The sequence below is a fragment of the Cryobacterium sp. SO1 genome (assembly GCF_004210215.2).
Taxonomy (GTDB): Bacteria; Actinomycetota; Actinomycetes; order Actinomycetales; family Microbacteriaceae; genus Cryobacterium.
Window position 1 is genome coordinate 669028 of record NZ_CP067394.1, and the last position, 16723, is coordinate 685750.

Here is a 16723-nt window from a genome sequence, read left to right on the forward strand (position 1 = left end):
CGCCTGTCGGCGTATCTTCAAACTTTCGGACGACGACTGCGCCGCCCGGACCGGCCTAGTCTCGGCACTGTGATGAAGACCACTGACCCCGGACCGCGCCCAGACACCGGACTCCCGCCGGCCCGATCCGGCTCCGGAAGCCGGGTGCCGCTGTGGTTGCGCATCCTGATTCCCACGATTCTGATCCTGGTCTGGTTCGTCATGTTCGGTGCCGGCGGCGCCTCGTTCGGCCGGATCAGCGACGTGTCGACCAACGACCAGGTGCAGCAGTTGCCCGCCAGCGCCGACGCGACCAAGGTCCAGTCGTTGCAGGCCGAATTCCGCGGCGACGATGTACTGCCCGGGGTGCTGGTCTATGAGCGTGTCGGTGGGCTCACCGAGGCCGACCAGAGCGCCATCAGCGCTCAGATCGCCGACCTGGCCCAGCTGGACGGGGTTGTGACCGACAGTGCGTCGCCGGCGACCTTCTCGGAGGACGGCGAGGCCGCCGAGGCCATTCTCACCCTGGACACTCAGATCAAACCCGCCGACACCGTCGAGTCGATCCGCGCCTATCTGGCCGACAACCCGATCGACGGCATCGACACCTACGTGACCGGGCCCGCCGGGTTGATCGCGGACCTGACCGGTGCGTTCGCCGGCATCGACGGCATCCTGCTGCTCACCGCGCTCGCGGCCGTCCTGGTGATCCTGGTGATCCTCTACCGGTCGCCCCTGTTGCCCCTGATCGTACTGTTCACCAGCCTCGCCGCCCTCTGCGCGTCCGTTCTCGTGGTGGTGGCCCTGGCCGGCGCCGACGTGCTGATCCTGACCGGGCAGACTCAGGGCATCCTGTTCATCCTGGTGATCGGCGCCGCGACGGACTACTCGTTGCTCTACGTGGCCAGGTTCCGCGAGGCGTTGCGCGACAACGCCAGGAAGTGGGATGCGACCCTCGTCGCCCTGCGCGGCTCCTTCGAACCGATCCTCGCCGCCGGTGGCACCGTGATCGTGGGCCTGCTCTGCCTGCTCTTCAGCGACCTCAACTCGAACAAGGCGCTCGGACCCGTTGCGGCGATCGGGATCGCTTTCGCGCTCCTCGCCGCGCTGACCCTGCTGCCTGCGCTGATGCTGTGGGCCGGTCGTGCCGCCTTCTGGCCGGTGCGCCCGAAGCTCGGCTCCGCCCACCCCGGCCTGGACGGCGCCAACGCCAAGGGCGTCTGGCCGTGGCTGGCACGGCTGGTAAACCGGCGGGCCAGGCTCATCTGGATCGCCTGCACCGTGCTGCTGGCGATCGCGTCGATCGGGGCGCTGCAGTTCAAGGCCGACGGCGTCTCGCAGAGCGAATTCGTGCTCGGCGCCTCCGAGGCCAGGGACGGCCAGGCCGTGGTCGGGGAGCACTTCCCCGGCGGCTCCGGCACCCCGGCTGTCGTGATCGGACCGGAGTCCGAACTGCAGGCGATGACCGATGTGCTGCTGGCCAACGACGGGGTCGACTCCGTCACGGTGCTCTCCACGGACTCGGTCAGCGGTTCGTTGCCGGTCACCACCGACGGCGTGCAGGCCTTCGGCCCTCCCGGGACCCCGGCGGGCGAGCCGACCGTGATCGACGGCGACATCCTGCTGCAGGCCACCCTCACCGACGCGGGCGACTCCGCCCCCGCCGAGGCGACGGTACGTGAGCTCAGGGTCTCCCTCGACGACGTCCCCGGAACCGTCCTGGTCGGCGGTACGACGGCCATCGCCGTTGACACCACCGACACCGCCATCCACGACCGCAACCTGATCATCCCGATCATCCTCGGGGTCATCCTGGTCATCCTGATGCTGCTGCTGCGGTCGATCCTGGCCCCGGTGCTGCTGGTGGCCACCGTTGTGCTCTCGTTCGCCGCCGCGCTGGGAGTGTCCTCCTGGGTGTTCGACGGGGTGCTGGGCTTCCCGGGCGCCGACCCGGTGGTCCCGCTCTACGGGTTCGTCTTCCTGGTCGCGCTCGGCATCGACTACAACATCTTCCTGATGACCAGGGTGCGGGAGGAATCGATCCGGTTCGGCACCCGCACCGGCATCCTGCGCGGACTCGTCGCGACCGGGGGGGTGATCACCTCGGCCGGCCTGGTCCTGGCCGCGACGTTCGCCGCGCTCGGGGTGCTGCCGATCCTGTTCCTGGCCCAGCTGGCGTTCATCGTGGCGTTCGGGGTGCTGCTGGACACCTTTGTGGTGCGGTCGCTGCTGGTCCCGGCGCTGGCCCACGACATCGGCCCGAAGATCTGGTGGCCGAGCAAGCTCGCCACCGCGGCCCCGCGCGAGCGCGTCTAACCACCCCATGACTCGCCCATATTTGCTAGCGGGGAGCCTCCCGCACTAGCCAAAAAGGGCGAGTCAGAGGTGGGAACGAGAAAGAGGAAGGGCCGCTCCGTGGGGAGCGGCCCTTCCCCTTGCGCGGTGTCGCTAGAGGGTGAGGGCGTTCGCGATCAGCTGGGTCTGCTCGGCGGCGTGCCGTTTGGCCGAACCCGCGGCGGGGGAGGCCGACGCGGCCCTGGAGAACAGCCGGATCGGCCGGGTGCCGAGCTTGTTGGTCTGCAGGTAGAAGAACGGCCAGGCGCCCTGGTTCTCCGGCTCGTCCTGCACCCAGGCCAGTTCGGCGTTCGGGTACTGCTCGGTGACCTGCTTGAGTTCGGCACCGGGCAGCGGATAGAACTGCTCGAGGCGGACCAGCGCGATCTCGGGGTTCGGGTTCTTCTCGAGGTCGGCCAACAGGTCGTAGTAGAGCTTGCCGGCCATGAACAGCACCCGCTTCACGGCGGCCTTGTCCTGGATCCGCGCGTCGTCGATGACCGGTTCGAACCTGCCGCTGGTGAAGTCAGCGACCGGGCTGGTCGCCCCGCGCAGGCGCAGCATCGACTTGGGTGTGAAGACGATCAGCGGACGCCGCGGGCGCATGTACGCCTGGCGGCGCAGCAGGTGGAAGTACGACGCGGGCGTGGACGGGCGGGCGACGGTCATGTTGTTCTCGGCGCACATCTGCAGGTATCGCTCGATCCGGGCGGACGAATGGTCGGGGCCCTGGCCCTCATAGCCGTGCGGAAGCAGGAGCACGACGCTGGAGCGCTGACCCCACTTCTGCTCGGCCGAGGAGATGAACTCGTCGATGATGGTCTGGGCGCCGTTGGCGAAGTCGCCGAACTGGGCCTCCCAGAGCACCAGCGCGTCGGCCCGCTCCACGGAATAGCCGTATTCGAAGCCCATAGCCGCGTATTCGCTGAGCAGGGTGTCGTAGATCCAGAACCTGGCCTGGTTCTCGCTCAGGTTCGCCAGCGGCAACCACTCCTGGCCGTTCATCCGGTCGTGCAGTACCGCGTGGCGCTGCACGAAGGTGCCGCGGCGGGCATCCTGGCCGGCGAAACGAACCGGGGTGCCCTCCAGCAGCACCGACCCGAGCGCGAGCAGTTCGCCGAAGCTCCAGTCGATGTTGCCGTTCCGGCTCATGTCCAGGCGCTTCTGCAGCAACTGCTGCAGCTTGTTGTGCACGGTGAATCCGGCGGGCTTGTTGTTGAAGGTGTCGCCGATGAGGTGCACGGTGCTTTCGGGAACCCCGGTGGTCTCGGGTTCGCCGACGGCGTCGTCCGGCGCGCCGTTGCCGGAGAGCCCCCGCGCCGCCGCGGCCGCTTCACCGGGAGTGATGATCGGGATCGAGGAGGTCTGGGCGGCGTGTGTTTCCAGGAACGCCCGCTCCAGGCGGTCCTGGAAGTCGGCGTGGGCCGCTTCGAACTCCGCCTGGGTGATGTCGCCGCGTCCGACCAGCGCCTCGGTGTAGAGCTTGCGGACGCTGCGCTTGGCCTCGATCAGGTTGTACATCAACGGCTGCGTCATCGAGGGGTCGTCGCCCTCGTTGTGGCCGCGCCGGCGGTAGCAGACGAGGTCGATCACGACGTCGCGCTTGAACTCCTGCCGGTACGCGAACGCCAGCTCGGCGACCCGCACGACGGCCTCGGGGTCGTCGCCGTTCACGTGGAAGATCGGCGCCTGGATGGTCTTTGCCACGTCGGTGGAATACACCGAGGTGCGGCCCTCACCGGGAGGCGTGGTGAAGCCGACCTGGTTGTTGACCACGAGGTGGATGGTGCCGCCGGTGCGGTAGCCGCGCAACTGCGACATCTGCAGGGTCTCCAGGACCACGCCCTGGCCGGCCATGGCGGCGTCGCCGTGCACCAGGACGGGCAGGGTCGAGAAGGTGCCGATGGGTTTGCGGTCCTGCTTGGCGCGCACGATGCCCTCGAGCACACCGTCGACGGCCTCGAGGTGAGACGGGTTGGCGGCCAGGTATACGGCCACCTCCTCGCCGTTCGTGCCGCGGAAGGTGCCCTCGGTGCCGAGGTGGTACTTCACGTCGCCGGAGCCCTGCACGCTGCGGGGGTCCTGGGTGCCCTCGAACTCACGGAAGATCTGGCCGTAAGTCTTGCCGGCGATGTTGGTGAGCACGTTCAACCGGCCGCGGTGGGCCATGCCGATGCAGACCTCGTCCAGGCCGGCGTCCGCCGACCCTTGCAGGATCTGGTCGAGCAGGGCAATGGTGGACTCGCCGCCCTCCAGGCTGAAGCGCTTCTGGCCGACGTACTTGGTCTGCAGGAACGTTTCGAACGCCTCGGCCTCGTTGAGCTTGCCGAGGATGCGCATCTGCTCATCGTGGGTGGGCTTGACGTAGGTCTTCTCCATCTTCTCCTGCACCCACTTGCGTTGGGCCGGGTCCTGGATGTGCATGTACTCGATGCCCGTCGTGCGGCAGTACGAGTCGCGGAGCACCCCCAGGATGTCGCGCAGCAGCATGGTGCGCTTGGTGCCGAAGCCGCCGGTGATGAATTCACGGTCCAGGTCCCAGAAGGTGAGGCCGTGGCTGGCGATGTCGAGGTCCGGGTGGGTGCGCTGCTGGTACTCGAGCGGGTCGATGTCGGCCATCAGGTGGCCCCGCACCCGGTAGGCGTTGATCAGTTCCTGCACGCGGGCGGTCTTGTCCACGGCGCTGGCCAGGTCGACGCTGATGTCGGGGGCCCAGTGGATGGGGTCGTACGGGATGCGCATCGCCGCGAAGATGTCTTCGTAGAAGTTGTACTGGCCGATGAGCAGCTCGTGCACGATCTTGAGGAACTCGCCCGAGCCGGCGCCCTGGATGACCCGGTGGTCATAGGTGCTGGTCAGGGTGATGGTCTTGGAGATGGCCAGGCCGGTGAGGGTCTTGACGCTCGCGCCCATGAACTCGGCCGGGTAGTCCAGCGCGCCGGCGCCGATGATGCACCCCTGGCCCTTCATCAGCCTCGGTACCGAGTGCACGGTGCCGATGCCGCCGGGGTTGGTCAGCGACACCGTGGCGCCGGAGAAGTCGTCGGCGGTGAGCTTGCCCTTGCGGGCACGGCCGACCAGGTCCTCGTAGGAGGTGAGGTACTCGCCGAAGGTCATGGTGTCGGCCCGCTTGATGGCCGGGACCATCAGCGACCGGGTGCCATCGGGCTTGGGCAGGTCGATCGCGATGCCCAGGCCTACGTGGGCCGGGGCGATCACCGACGGCTTGCCCTCGACCTCGTCGTAGTAGACGTTCTGGCTGGGGAACATCTTCAGCGCCCGGATCAGCGCCCAGCCGATCAGGTGGGTGAACGACACCTTGCCGCCGCGGGCCCGCTTCATGTGGTTGTTGATCACGATGCGGTTGTCGATCAGCAGCTTGGCCGGGATGGTGCGCACGCTCGTGGCGGTGGGCACGGTGAGGCTGGTGGCCATGTTGGCCGCCAGGCTCTTGGCCATGCCGCGCAGGGGAGTGACGACGTCCTGCGGCACCACGGGGGCCGCATCGGAGATCACGGGCTGCGGGGTGGTGATCGGCGCGTCGGCCGGAACGGGTTCAGGCTTCGGGGCGATCGACGTGGTGCGGGCCGTGCGCGGGCCGCCAAGGACCGGGATCGGCGCGGTGATCGGGTGCGCTTCGGCGGCCGGCGCCGCGGCACCATCGGACGCCGGGGCGGCGCCCTCAGCCTGCTTCAACGCCGTCGCCGTCTGGTGGTAGCTGTCCAGGATCGGCCACCACGACTGATCCACCGAGTTCTTGTCGATGAGGTAACGTTCGTAAAATTCGTCTACGAGCCATTCGTTGGCTCCGAATTCAGCAGAGGCCGTTTCTTCGGACCCACCGCCGGTCAACTGGTTCGACACAGCTGATCGCCCACTCTCTTCGTTGATTCTGATTGTCCATGGCGATCACAACCGCCGGGTCAGTGTGTTGATATCAAGACTAATCCCATCGAGGTGCTGCACCGGTACGGCTTTGCGGGGACTAGCGTTAAAAACATGCAGTTCTATGGAGCGGTACCCCGCCACGACTTGACCTATTCCGATGTCTTCCTGGTGCCCAGCCAGTCGGCGATCAACAGCCGCCTGGACGTATCACTCGCACCGGGCGACGGCACCGCGGCCACCATCCCGATCGTCTCGGCGAACATGAACTCGGTGACCGGACCCCGCTTGGCGGCATCGCTTGCCCGGCGCGGCGGCCTCGGCGTGTTGCCGCAGGACATGCACCTGCAGGATCTGGACGCGGCCATCCGCTGGGTGAAGTCCCAGCCCGTACAGTTCGACACCCCGTTCGTGTTCGCGCCGGACGCCACGGTGGCCGATGCGCTGCGCCAGGTTCCGCCGGTGGAGGGCCAGGGCCTGGTCATCAACGACGGGCACGACGCCTACCTGGGCTGCATCGACGCGGCCAGGCTCGGCTCTGCGCTGCCGGATGCGCGATTGGGCGACCTCCTGCACGGTCCGCTCGCGTCGCTCGACGCCGAGGACATCGACGGGCCCCGTCGGGCGTTCGATGTGATGACCGCCGCCGACCTCGACTTCGCGCCCGTGCTCCGCCGCGGCAAGCTGATCGGCACCCTGAGCCGCAAAAGCGCCCTGCGCGCCACCCTGTACCAGCCCGCGGTCGACAGCTCGGGCCGGCTTCTGGTCGCGGCCGCCGTCGGCATCAACGGCGACGTCGCCGCCAAGGCCCGCGCCCTGGCCGCCGCCGGGGTGGACGTTCTGGTGCTCGACACCGCGCACGGCCACCAGGACGGCATGCTCCGCGCCCTGAAGACCGTCTCGGCACTCAATCTCGGCATCCCGATCGTGGCCGGCAACGTGGTCACCGCCGACGCCGTCGAGCACCTCGTGGGCGCCGGCGCGAACATCATCAAGGTGGGCGTGGGTCCCGGTGCCATGTGCACCACCCGCATGATGACGGCCGTCGGCCGTCCGCAGTTCTCCGCCGTGATCGAGACCGCCGAGGTCGCCGGCAAACTCGGCGCGCACGTCTGGGCGGATGGCGGGGTGCGCTACCCGCGCGACGTGGCGCTGGCGCTCGCCGCTGGGGCCGCCTCGGTGATGATCGGCTCCTGGTTCGCCGGCACCATCGAAGCGCCGGGCAGGCTGGACACCGACGCCTCCGGCGCCCTCTACAAGGAAAGCTGGGGGATGGCATCGACGAAGGCCGTGCGCGAACGGTTCGACCGCCTGGACGCCTACGAACTGGCCCGCAAGACCCTGTTCGCCGAGGGCATCTCGTCGTCGAAGATCTACCTCGACCCGCTGCGCCCCTCGGTTGAAGACCTGCTCGACATGATCACGTCGGGCGTGCGCAGTTCGTTCACCTACGCGGGGGCGGCCAGCGTGGCCGAATTCCACGACCGGGCGAAGGTCGGAATCCAGTCCGCAGCAGGCTACGAAGAGGGGAAGGCGCTAGTGGTTTCCTGGTGACACTCCCGTGAAACCGCACAGGCACTGCCGGTATAGTTGATCCTCTAATGGACGACCCCCCTTCTGCGAATTCACCCGACCATAAACCCTCGCCCGTGACCCGCGGCGGTGCTGCCCGTGTCTGAGTGGGTCATGCTCGGGATCGGCCTGATCCTGACCCTGGGCACGGGCTTGTTCGTGGCCAGCGAATTCGCGCTGGTCAACCTCGACCGCTCCGAACTCGAGGCGCGCCAGAGCCGCGGCGAGACCCGCCTGGCGATGACCATCGCCGCGCTCAAGATCACCTCGACACACCTCTCCAGCGCCCAGCTGGGCATCACCCTGACGACGCTGCTCACCGGCTATGCCATGGAGCCGGCGATCAGCTCCCTGCTCGCGCCGGCGCTGGGCCTGGCCGGCCTCCCTGCCGCCGTGGTTCCGGTGGTGGGATCCACCGTCGCCATCGTGCTCGCCACCCTGATCTCGATGATCATCGGTGAGCTGGTGCCCAAGAACTTCGCCCTGGCCCTGCCGATCCACACCGCCAAAGTCGTCATCCCGTTCCAGACCGTGTTCACCACGGTGTTCAGGCCCGCGGTGACGGTGCTGAACGAGAGCGCCAACGGGCTGCTCCGAGCGGTGGGCATCGAGCCCAAGGAAGAGATCTCCGGGGCCCGCACCGCCGAGGAACTCTCCTCACTGGTCCGCCGGTCCGCCAGCGCGGGCCTCCTTGAAGAAGACACCGCCACCCTGCTGCACCGCACCCTGCTGTTCGCCGGGCACACCGCCTCCGACGTCATGACGCCCAGACCCCGCCTGGCCAGTATCCAGCGCAACGCCAGCGCCCAGGCCGTCATCGACCTCACCCGCCAGACCGGTTACTCCCGCTTCCCCGTCATCGACGAGAGCGCCGACGACGTCGTGGGCATCGTGCACGTCAAGCAGGCCGTGGCCGTGCCCCGCAAACGACGCTCGGATGTGCCGGTGTCGGCCCTGCAGTCTGAGGCCCTGCGGGTGCCGGAGACCATGAAACTGGACGGTTTGCTCGGCGAGCTGCGCGGCCGCGGGTTCCAGATGGCGGTCGTGGTCGACGAGTACGGCGGAACCGCCGGTGTCGTGACCCTGGAGGACCTGGTCGAGGAACTCGTCGGCGAGGTGGCCGACGAGCACGACCGTACCAGGGCCGGCATCGTGCGCGGGACCGGCTCCCTGACCTTCCCCGGCATGTTGCGGCCGGACGAACTCCACGAGCGCGCCGGGCTGATCGTGCCGGAGGACGGCCCGTACGAGACCGTCGCCGGCTTCGTGATGAGCGAACTCGGCCGACTGCCCGTCGTGGGGGACATCGTGCGCATCAGCACCGGCGAGCTGCGGGTGGAGCGGCTGGACGGCCGCCGCATCGACCGCCTGCGCTACACCCCAGACCCCGTCGAGCCCGGCGCACCCGCGACCGGCGCCGTGCGCACCATCCAGAAGGCAGCAGTGACCACTTCGACCCAGACCACCAGGGAGGGCGGCCGATGAGCGACTGGGCCGGACTCGGCTGGCTGTTCGTGCTGCTGCTCGGCAACGCGTTCTTCGTGGCGGCGGAATTCGCGGTGATCTCCGCACGGCGCTCCCAGATCGAGCCCCTCGCTGAGGCCGGCAAGCGCAGCGCCAAGACCGCGCTGTGGGCGATGGAGCATGCCACCCTGATGCTGGCGACCTCGCAGTTGGGCATCACCGTGTGTTCGCTGCTGATCCTGAACGTGTCGGAGCCGGCGATCCACCACCTGTTGGAGATCCCGTTGGAGCTCACCGGGCTCCCCGAGGAGGTGATCGGCACGATCGCGTTCGTCATCGCGCTGCTGATCGTGTCGTACCTGCACGTCGTGTTCGGCGAGATGGTGCCCAAGAACCTCTCGTTCTCGGTCCCCGACCAGGCCGTGCTGATCCTGGCCCCGCCGCTGGTGTTCTTCGGCCGCCTGGTCAAGCCGGTCATCGTGGCCTTGAACGCCACGGCGAACGGGGTGCTGCGCCTGTTCGGCGTGGCGCCCAAGAGCGAGGCGACGAGCACTTACACGCTCGACGAGGTGGCGACCATCGTCACGCAGTCCACCAGGGAGGGTGTGCTCACCGACGATTCGGGGGCCCTCACCGCGGCGTTCGAATTCACCACCCGCAAGGCCAGGGACATCGCGGTGCCGCTTGACCAGCTGGTCAGTCTGCCCGAGTCGGCCACGCCCGCCGACGTGGAGAAGGCCGTCACCCGGCACGGCTTCTCCCGATACGTCCTCGACAATGCCGGCGGCGAACCGGCCGGGTACATCCACCTGAAAGACGTGCTGGGCCTCAACGTGGACCCCGTCGAGAGCGGCACCAACGGCTACACGGACCCGATCCCGGCCAAGCTCATCCGCCAACTGGTGTCGATCTTCGAAGACACCGACCTGGAGGATGCCCTCGCCACCATGCGGCGCTCCGGAGCGCACCTGGCCCGCACGTTCACCGCGACCGGTGACGCCACCGGGGTGCTTTTCCTTGAAGACATCATCGAGGAGCTCGTCGGCGAAGTGCAGGACGCCACCCGGCGGCTCTAGGACGGCGCCGGTGCCAGCGTCGGCAGCGCCGCGAGGATGCTGGTGATGACACCCTCGTCCAGGTTCGACGGGGCCTGGTGCCTGGCCCGGGCGCGGATGCTCGGGTGGGCGTTGGCGACGGCGTACGAGTGCCCGGCGGCGTCGAGCATCTCGGCGTCGTTCAGGAAATCGCCGAAGGCCATGGTCTGCTCCCGGCTGATGCCCAGGTGCTGCTGCAGGTGGATGAGCGCCTGGCCCTTGTTCGCGCCCGGACGCATGATGTCGACCCAGTCGGCGCCGGAGCTGACGACGTCGGCGGGCAGGCCCAGAGCGAGAACGGCCGGTCCGGTGCGGGCTTCGGCGCGGCCGGCGTCGAAGATCGCCAGCTTGAGCACGTCGTCACCGTCGGCGGCGATCGTGACGTCGGCGACCGTGGTCAACGCCGCGTAGTACGGGCGCACCTGGGCCACGAAGTCCTCGTCGGTGCGTTCGATGTAGGCGCTTCGGGCGCCGCACACGACGATGCCGAGGTCGGCCCCCGCGGCCGCCTGGGCCCGCACCCACTCGACGATCGGCAGGATGATCGAGCCGACCACGGGTTGCCGGGCGATGCTGACGCCGTCGCGCACGACGTTCGTGCCGTTCTCCGCGATATAGACCAGGCCGTCCCGGTCGCCGAAGACGGCCTGCAGGGTCTGGTACTGCCGCCCGCTCGCCGGGGAGAACAGGATCCCGGCCGCCAGGATGCGCTCCAGCAGCGGCCAGAAGTTCGCCGGGACGGCCCCGTCGGCGTCGAGCAGGGTGCCATCCATGTCGGAGGCGATCAGGCGGATGTCGGCCGGTTCCGTCGGGTGGATCATTGGGGGAGCAGTCCTCTTGGTGGTCTTCGGTGGGGAAGACACCGGGCGACGGGCTCCTCTTGCATGCTACGCCGTGACCGCAGCCCTCGCTGGCGGGGGACGGGCGGCGTACCCTGATCGGCAGAAAGGGAATGAGGTGTCTCATGTTGAGTCAATTGGAAGCCGCCGCGGTTCTTCCGGCCAAGGATCTGAAGCGGGCGAAGTCCTTCTACAAGGACAAGTTGGGCCTCGAGCCGGCCGAGGAGCGCGAGGGTGAATTGCGCTACCGCACCCCAGCCGGCGCGGCCGTGCTGCTGTATGAAACCGAGAACGCCGGAACGGCCAAGAACACCGTGCTGCTCTGGGTGACCCCCGATGTGCAGGCCGAGGTCGCCAAGCTGCGCCAGGCCGGGGTGGTGTTCGAGGAGTACGATATGCCCGGGCTGAAGACCGAAGACGGGATCGCCACCACCGGTGCGGAACGCGCGGCCTGGTTCAAGGATTCGGAGGGCAACATCCTCTGCGTCGCGCAGGACGGTTAGACGAGCGCGCCGGGCCGGGGGTCGCTTAGGCCTCCGGCCAGGTGGCCCGCAGATACGGGCCGGGCCAATAGTCCAGGTGCACCCCCAGCTCGTGGGCGGCACGCAGAGCGAAGTGCGGGTCGCGCAGGAACTCCCTGCCGAGCATCACCGCATCCGCCGCCCCCGAGGCGATGATGTCGTTCGCCTGCCCGGCCGTTGTGATCAGGCCGACGGCGTTGACCGGCACGGCGGCGTGGTCTTTCACGAACCGTGCCAACGGCACCTGGTAGCCGGGTGCGAGCGGAATCTGCACACCGGTGACGTTGCCGCCTGAGGACACGTCGAAGAAGTCGGCACCGGCCTGGGCGGCCCATCCGGCGACGACCGCGGTCTCGTCAACGGTCCAGCCGTCAACCGCGTAGTCGGTGGCGGAGAAGCGCACCAGCAACGGAACGCTCTCGCCGACCTCGGCCCGCACGGCCTCGACGACACGCAGCAACAGTCGGGCGCGGTTCTGAAGCGACCCGCCGAACTCGTCGGTGCGCAGGTTGCTCAGCGGCGAGAGGAACTGGTGCAGCAGGTAGCCGTGGGCCGCGTGCAGTTCCAGCACGTCGAAGCCCGCGGTCAGGGCACGGCGGGCGGCGGCGGCGAATTCGGCGATGACGCCCTCGATCCCGGCCGCATCCAGCGCAACCGGCTCCGCGTAGCCGGGGAAGGGGATGGCCGACGGCGCCAGCGCCGGCCAGCCGCCCTGGTCGGCGGGCACACTGCCGCGCCGGGGTGTTCCCCAGGCCGGCCAGGTGGATGCCTTGCGGCCCGCGTGGGCGAGCTGGATGCCCGCGGTGGCGCCCTGACGGTGCAGGTAGTCGACGATGCGAGCCCACGCTGTGGTCTGAGCGTCGTTCCAGATGCCGGTGTCCCGGTCGGTGATGCGGCCCTCCGGGCTGACCGCGGTGGCCTCGGTGACGATCAGGCCGGCGCCGCCTGCGGCCATCGAACCCAGGTGCACGAGGTGCCAATCGGTGGGCACGCCGTCACGGCCGTCGACCGAGTACTGGCACATCGGCGCGACCCAGAGCCGGTTGCGGATGGTGACCTCACGCAGGCTGATCGGGTCGAAGAGTGAAACCGCCTGGGCGGAACCGGGTGCGGCGGGGGAGAGGGCTGCTCTGATATCGGACACCGAAACAACCTATCGTGAGGGCATGGCGAAACCGCGACGATGGCTGGAATGGGAGGCCGCCCAGGCCCGCGACTGGATCGCGGTGCCGCAGGCGACCGATGACAAGTACAGCCGGGGGGTCTTGGGCGTGCGCACCGGGTCCACCGAGTATCCAGGTGCCGCGGTGCTCGGCGTCGAGGCCGCGAGCCGCACCGGGGTGGGCATGCTGCGTTACCTGGGGCCCCGCCGGGTCGGCGCCCTGGTGCTGCAGCGCCGCCCCGAGGCCGTGACGGCCGACGGCCGGGTGCAGGCCTGGCTGCTCGGCTCCGGAATGGACGCCGACAGCCGCAGCGCCGAGACTACCAAGCAGCTGCAGAAGGCCCTCAGGCAGGGTCTGCCGACGCTCCTGGACGCCGGCGCGCTGGACCTTGTCGGTGCCGGCACCGGAGCCAGGGTGATCACCCCGCACTACCGGGAGCTGGCCGGGCTGCTGGCCCGCTCGGGGGAGACCGTTGCCGTGGCGGACATCGCGGCTGAGCCGGGCGAGTGGGCGGTCCGTGCCGCCGGCCTGCTCGGTGTCACGGTGCTGCTGAAGGGCAGCACAACCCACGTCGCCTCGGCATCCGGTATTCGGCTGACGGTGTCCGGCGCGCCGGCTTGGCTGGCGACGGCGGGCTCCGGCGATGTGTTGGGCGGCATCCTCGGCGCCCTGCTGGCCACCAACGCCGCCCGCATCGACGCGGATGCTGACGCGCTCGCCGCGCTCGCCGCCACGGCCGCGTTCGTGCACGGCGCGGCCGCGGACCGGGCGTCCGGCGGTGGCCCGATTCTTGCGCTGGACATCGCCGCGGCCGTTCCGGCGACCATCGCGGCGCTGCTGGCCTGACCGGCGTGCCGAGGAGCCGGGACGTTGTGCCACAGTGGAGCGTGCCCGAATCCCCGCGTCGCCCCGTCGCACCACGGCCGGTAGCACCACGCCCGGTAGCACTGCGCCCGGTAGCACTGTGGTGCGGCTTCGCCGTGGTGCACGCGATTCTCATCCTGCTCAACCTCAGCGGCATCGGCTGGCCGCTCGGCGATGTGGAACGGGTGTACCTGGGCTGGGCCGAGTCCACTGCCTCCGGCGCCGTCAGGCTGGGCATCGACACCGACTTCGTCTACCCGATCCTGGCCCTGGCCCCGATCCTCGCGGCACTTCTCTTCGGTGCCCCGCTCTACGCGCTCACCTGGCTCGGACTGGTGAGCCTCGTCAACGGGGTCGCCTTCGGTGTGCTGATCGGACGCCGGCCCAGTTATGCGGCGGCCACGGCCGCCTGGTGGTGGCTGCTGTTCCTGCTGCTGCTCGGCCCGGTCGCGCTGGCCAGGATCGACTCGGTCACCGCGCCGCTGGCCATCCTGGGGCTGCTGTGGCTCCGCAGCCGGCCGGTCTGGGGCGCGGTGTTGCTGACGGTGGCCACCTGGGTCAAGGTCTGGCCGGTCGCGGCGATCATCGCGCTGGTGGTGGCCTCGAAGCGGCGCTGGCAGGTGCTGGCGGCCTTCGCCGGCACCTCCGCGCTGATCATCGGGGTGGCCCTCGCCGCCGGCAGCGGGCTCACCATTCTCAGTTTCATCTCCGAGCAGACCAACCGGGGCATCCAGATCGAAGCGCCGGTGGCGTCCTGGTGGTTGTGGCAGTCGGCCCTGGGCATCCCCGGCACCCTCGTCTATTACGACCAGCAGATCCTGACCTACCAGGTGATCGGAACAGGCACCGACGTCGTTGCCGCGGTGCTGACCCCGCTGCTGGCCCTCTGCGTCGCCGCGGTGCTGCTGCTCGGCTGGCGCGCCCAACGGGCCGGCGCCGCGGCCGACCTGCTCTTCCCCCCGCTGCTGCTCGCCCTGGTGCTCACCCTGATCGCGGTCAACAAGGTGGGTTCGCCGCAGTTCATGATCTGGTTGGCCGCGCCGCTGATCCTCGGCCTGGTCGCCGCCCCGCGAGACTGGCGGGGCCCGGCGCTGGTGGCCCTCGGGATGGTCGCGCTCACCCAGATCGTCTACCCGTACTTCTACAACGACCTGCTCGCCACCACCCCGGTGATGGTGCTGATCCTGTCGCTGCGGAACCTGCTGGAGCTGGTTCTGCTGGGCTGGATGGTGCGCCGTATCTGGCGGCTCGGCAGGTCAGCGGCAACACTGTCAGAGACCCCTCACGCCGCACCCGGTGCGCTCACGCACCGTTCGATCCTCAAGGAGTAACCATGCTTGTCGCCTTCTCCGTCGCCCCCTCCGGCGGCCCGACCGATTCGGTGCACGACGCCGTCGCCGCCGCCGTGCGCGTGGTGCGGGAGTCCGGCCTGCCCAACCACACCGACTCGATGTTCACCACGATCGAAGGCGACTGGGACGAGGTCTTCGCCGTGGTCAAAGCGGCGACGGATGCCGTGGGAGCGTTCGGCTCCCGGGTGTCGCTGGTGCTCAAGGCCGACATCCGGCCCGGTTACTCGGGTGAGCTGACCGCCAAGCTGGACCGCCTCGAAGCGGCCATGGGTGAGGCCGGCGGAGCGGCGTGACATCCCGACCGGCCGGTGCGTAACGCCGCCGACACGACCGGCCCGTATTCTGAGGGGATGCCCTCACTCACCGACGATGCGACGCGCCTGTCGCCGGCTCGCGTTCGCCTCGCCCTCCTGGCCCTGGCCCTCGGCGGCTTCGCGATCGGCGCCACCGAGTTCGTGGCCATGGGGCTGCTGCCCAACCTGGCCGCCGACCTGCTGCCCGGTCTCTACGCCTCGTCGCCGGATGCCGCCAACGCCCAGGCAGGCTGGCTCATCTCCGCGTACGCGCTCGGCGTCGTCGTCGGGGCGCCCACGATCGCGGCGGCCGCGGCCCGGTGGCCGCGCAAGCAGCTGCTGCTGGTACTGCTGGCCTGTTTCACTCTCGCCACGATCGCCTCGGCACTGCTGCCCACCTTCGGCCTGGTGCTCCTGGCCAGGTTCGTCGCCGCGCTGCCGCACGGCGCCTATTTCGGTATCGCGTCCCTGGTCGCAGCCGAGCTGATGGGCCCGGGCAAGCGGGCCCGCGGGGTCGCGATCGTGCTGTCCGGCCTCACCATCGCCAACGTCATCGGGGTGCCGTCGATCACCTGGCTCGGCCAGGTTGCCGGCTGGCGGGTCGCCTACATCGCCGTGGCTGCGCTCTTCGCGCTGACCTTCGTCGCCGTGATCGTCGCCGTGCCGTTCCAGGCCGGCAATCCCGGTGCCACCATGCGCAACGAACTGCGCGCCTTCGGCCGGTTGCAGGTCTGGTTCGCACTGCTGATCGGAGCCGTCGGGTTCGGCGGCCTGTTCGCCGTGTACACCTACGTGGCGCCGCTGGTGATCGAGGTCACCGGGCTGCCGGCGCTCGCGGTGCCGCTCGTGCTCGTGGTGGTGGGGTTGGGCATGACGGTGGGCAACTTCGCCGGCGGCGTGTTCGCCGACCGCAGTGTGCGGCGCAGCATGTACACGTTCTTCGCCGTGATGCTCGCAGCGTTGCTGCTGCTGGCGTTCTCGGCCCAGCACCTGGCCGGCCTGCTGATCGGCGTGTTCCTGGTCGGCGCGTCGGCGTCGGCGCTATCGCCGACCATCCAGACCCGGCTGATGGATGTGGCCCACGACAGCCAGTCGATTGCCGCGGCCCTCAACCATTCGGCGCTCAACCTCGGCAACGCGCTCGGCGCGTTCCTGGGCGGCATCGTCATCGCCGGCGGCCTGGGCTACCTCGCCCCGATCTGGGTCGGCTTCGGCCTGAGCCTGGTGGGCCTGGCGCTCGCCGTGGTCACCTTCGCGATCGACCGGTCACGTCGGCAGCGTGGCCTGCACGTGCCGTACGGCACCTCGCTGATCACGGTGGTCGGCACGGACTGAGCGTTGCGCCGACCCGGCCGTGATTGTG

General features: G+C 69.3%; 12 protein-coding genes. 9 read left to right on the forward strand and 3 right to left on the reverse strand.

Features of this window, described 5'->3' with window-relative positions:
- Positions 1-72: 72 nt before the first annotated feature.
- Positions 73-2295, forward strand: a complete 2223-nt coding sequence (locus BJQ95_RS03150) for an MMPL family transporter (protein WP_130178652.1) — start codon at positions 73-75, stop codon at positions 2293-2295.
- A gap of 132 nt (positions 2296-2427) precedes the next feature.
- On the opposite strand, the gene BJQ95_RS03155 is transcribed toward BJQ95_RS03150, so the two are convergent.
- The gene (locus BJQ95_RS03155; protein ID WP_130178623.1) at positions 2428-6177 is read right to left on the reverse strand and encodes a multifunctional oxoglutarate decarboxylase/oxoglutarate dehydrogenase thiamine pyrophosphate-binding subunit/dihydrolipoyllysine-residue succinyltransferase subunit; all 3750 of its coding nucleotides are present in this window, start codon (positions 6175-6177) and stop codon (positions 2428-2430) included.
- 135 nt (positions 6178-6312) lie between these two features.
- Between BJQ95_RS03155 and BJQ95_RS03160 the strand changes: the two genes are divergently transcribed.
- The 3 genes from BJQ95_RS03160 (at position 6313) to BJQ95_RS03170 (ending at position 10310) form a co-directional block, all read left to right on the forward strand.
- Positions 6313-7752: a GuaB1 family IMP dehydrogenase-related protein gene (locus BJQ95_RS03160; protein WP_130178622.1), complete on the forward strand. Its 1440-nt coding sequence runs from the start codon at positions 6313-6315 to the stop codon at positions 7750-7752.
- 132 nt (positions 7753-7884) lie between these two features.
- Complete coding sequence (locus BJQ95_RS03165; RefSeq protein WP_130178651.1) at positions 7885-9255, forward strand: hemolysin family protein; 1371 nt, start codon at positions 7885-7887, stop codon at positions 9253-9255.
- Positions 9252-10310 (forward strand): hemolysin family protein, encoded by a 1059-nt coding sequence (locus BJQ95_RS03170; RefSeq protein ID WP_130178621.1) that lies wholly within the window; start codon positions 9252-9254, stop codon positions 10308-10310. The genes BJQ95_RS03165 and BJQ95_RS03170 overlap by 4 nt, the downstream gene beginning before the upstream one ends.
- Here BJQ95_RS03170 and BJQ95_RS03175 read toward each other — a convergent pair.
- Positions 10307-11149, reverse strand: coding sequence for a Cof-type HAD-IIB family hydrolase (locus BJQ95_RS03175; RefSeq protein WP_130178620.1), 843 nt, complete (start codon positions 11147-11149; stop codon positions 10307-10309). The two genes, BJQ95_RS03170 and BJQ95_RS03175, sit on opposite strands and share 4 nt — an antisense overlap.
- A gap of 143 nt (positions 11150-11292) precedes the next feature.
- Between BJQ95_RS03175 and BJQ95_RS03180 the strand changes: the two genes are divergently transcribed.
- Positions 11293-11670 (forward strand): VOC family protein, encoded by a 378-nt coding sequence (locus tag BJQ95_RS03180; protein ID WP_130178619.1) that lies wholly within the window; start codon positions 11293-11295, stop codon positions 11668-11670.
- Between the two features lie 25 nt (positions 11671-11695).
- On the opposite strand, the gene BJQ95_RS03185 is transcribed toward BJQ95_RS03180, so the two are convergent.
- Positions 11696-12832 (reverse strand): NADH:flavin oxidoreductase/NADH oxidase, encoded by a 1137-nt coding sequence (locus BJQ95_RS03185; RefSeq protein ID WP_240694868.1) that lies wholly within the window; start codon positions 12830-12832, stop codon positions 11696-11698.
- 22 nt (positions 12833-12854) lie between these two features.
- On the opposite strand from BJQ95_RS03185, the gene BJQ95_RS03190 reads away from it, so the two are divergent.
- The 4 genes from BJQ95_RS03190 (at position 12855) to BJQ95_RS03205 (ending at position 16695) form a co-directional block, all read left to right on the forward strand.
- Complete coding sequence (locus BJQ95_RS03190) at positions 12855-13697, forward strand: ADP/ATP-dependent (S)-NAD(P)H-hydrate dehydratase (protein WP_130178618.1); 843 nt, start codon at positions 12855-12857, stop codon at positions 13695-13697.
- A 134-nt stretch (positions 13698-13831) separates the two neighbouring features.
- The gene (locus BJQ95_RS03195) at positions 13832-15046 is read left to right on the forward strand and encodes a glycosyltransferase 87 family protein (RefSeq protein WP_205750194.1); all 1215 of its coding nucleotides are present in this window, start codon (positions 13832-13834) and stop codon (positions 15044-15046) included.
- Between the two features lie 2 nt (positions 15047-15048).
- Entirely contained in the window at positions 15049-15360 is a 312-nt protein-coding gene (locus tag BJQ95_RS03200) for a thiamine-binding protein (protein ID WP_130178617.1), read from the forward strand.
- Between the two features lie 57 nt (positions 15361-15417).
- On the forward strand, positions 15418-16695 hold the full coding sequence (locus BJQ95_RS03205) for an MFS transporter (RefSeq protein WP_130178616.1): 1278 nt from the start codon (positions 15418-15420) through the stop codon (positions 16693-16695).
- The last annotated feature ends 28 nt before the right edge of the window (positions 16696-16723 follow it).

Excerpts from the sequence above, each read along its gene's own strand:
- BJQ95_RS03200 (WP_130178617.1), top strand. The coding sequence starts at position 15,049 with ATGCTTGTCGCCTTCTCCGTCGCCCCCTCCGGCGGCCCGACCGATTCG.
- BJQ95_RS03175 (WP_130178620.1), bottom strand. The coding sequence starts at position 11,149 with ATGATCCACCCGACGGAACCGGCCGACATCCGCCTGATCGCCTCCGAC.
- BJQ95_RS03180 (WP_130178619.1), top strand. The coding sequence starts at position 11,293 with ATGTTGAGTCAATTGGAAGCCGCCGCGGTTCTTCCGGCCAAGGATCTG.
- BJQ95_RS03150 (WP_130178652.1), top strand. The coding sequence starts at position 73 with ATGAAGACCACTGACCCCGGACCGCGCCCAGACACCGGACTCCCGCCG.
- BJQ95_RS03170 (WP_130178621.1), top strand. The coding sequence starts at position 9,252 with ATGAGCGACTGGGCCGGACTCGGCTGGCTGTTCGTGCTGCTGCTCGGC.
- BJQ95_RS03160 (WP_130178622.1), top strand. The coding sequence starts at position 6,313 with ATGCAGTTCTATGGAGCGGTACCCCGCCACGACTTGACCTATTCCGAT.
- BJQ95_RS03205 (WP_130178616.1), top strand. The coding sequence starts at position 15,418 with ATGCCCTCACTCACCGACGATGCGACGCGCCTGTCGCCGGCTCGCGTT.
- BJQ95_RS03165 (WP_130178651.1), top strand. The coding sequence starts at position 7,885 with ATGCTCGGGATCGGCCTGATCCTGACCCTGGGCACGGGCTTGTTCGTG.
- BJQ95_RS03190 (WP_130178618.1), top strand. The coding sequence starts at position 12,855 with ATGGCGAAACCGCGACGATGGCTGGAATGGGAGGCCGCCCAGGCCCGC.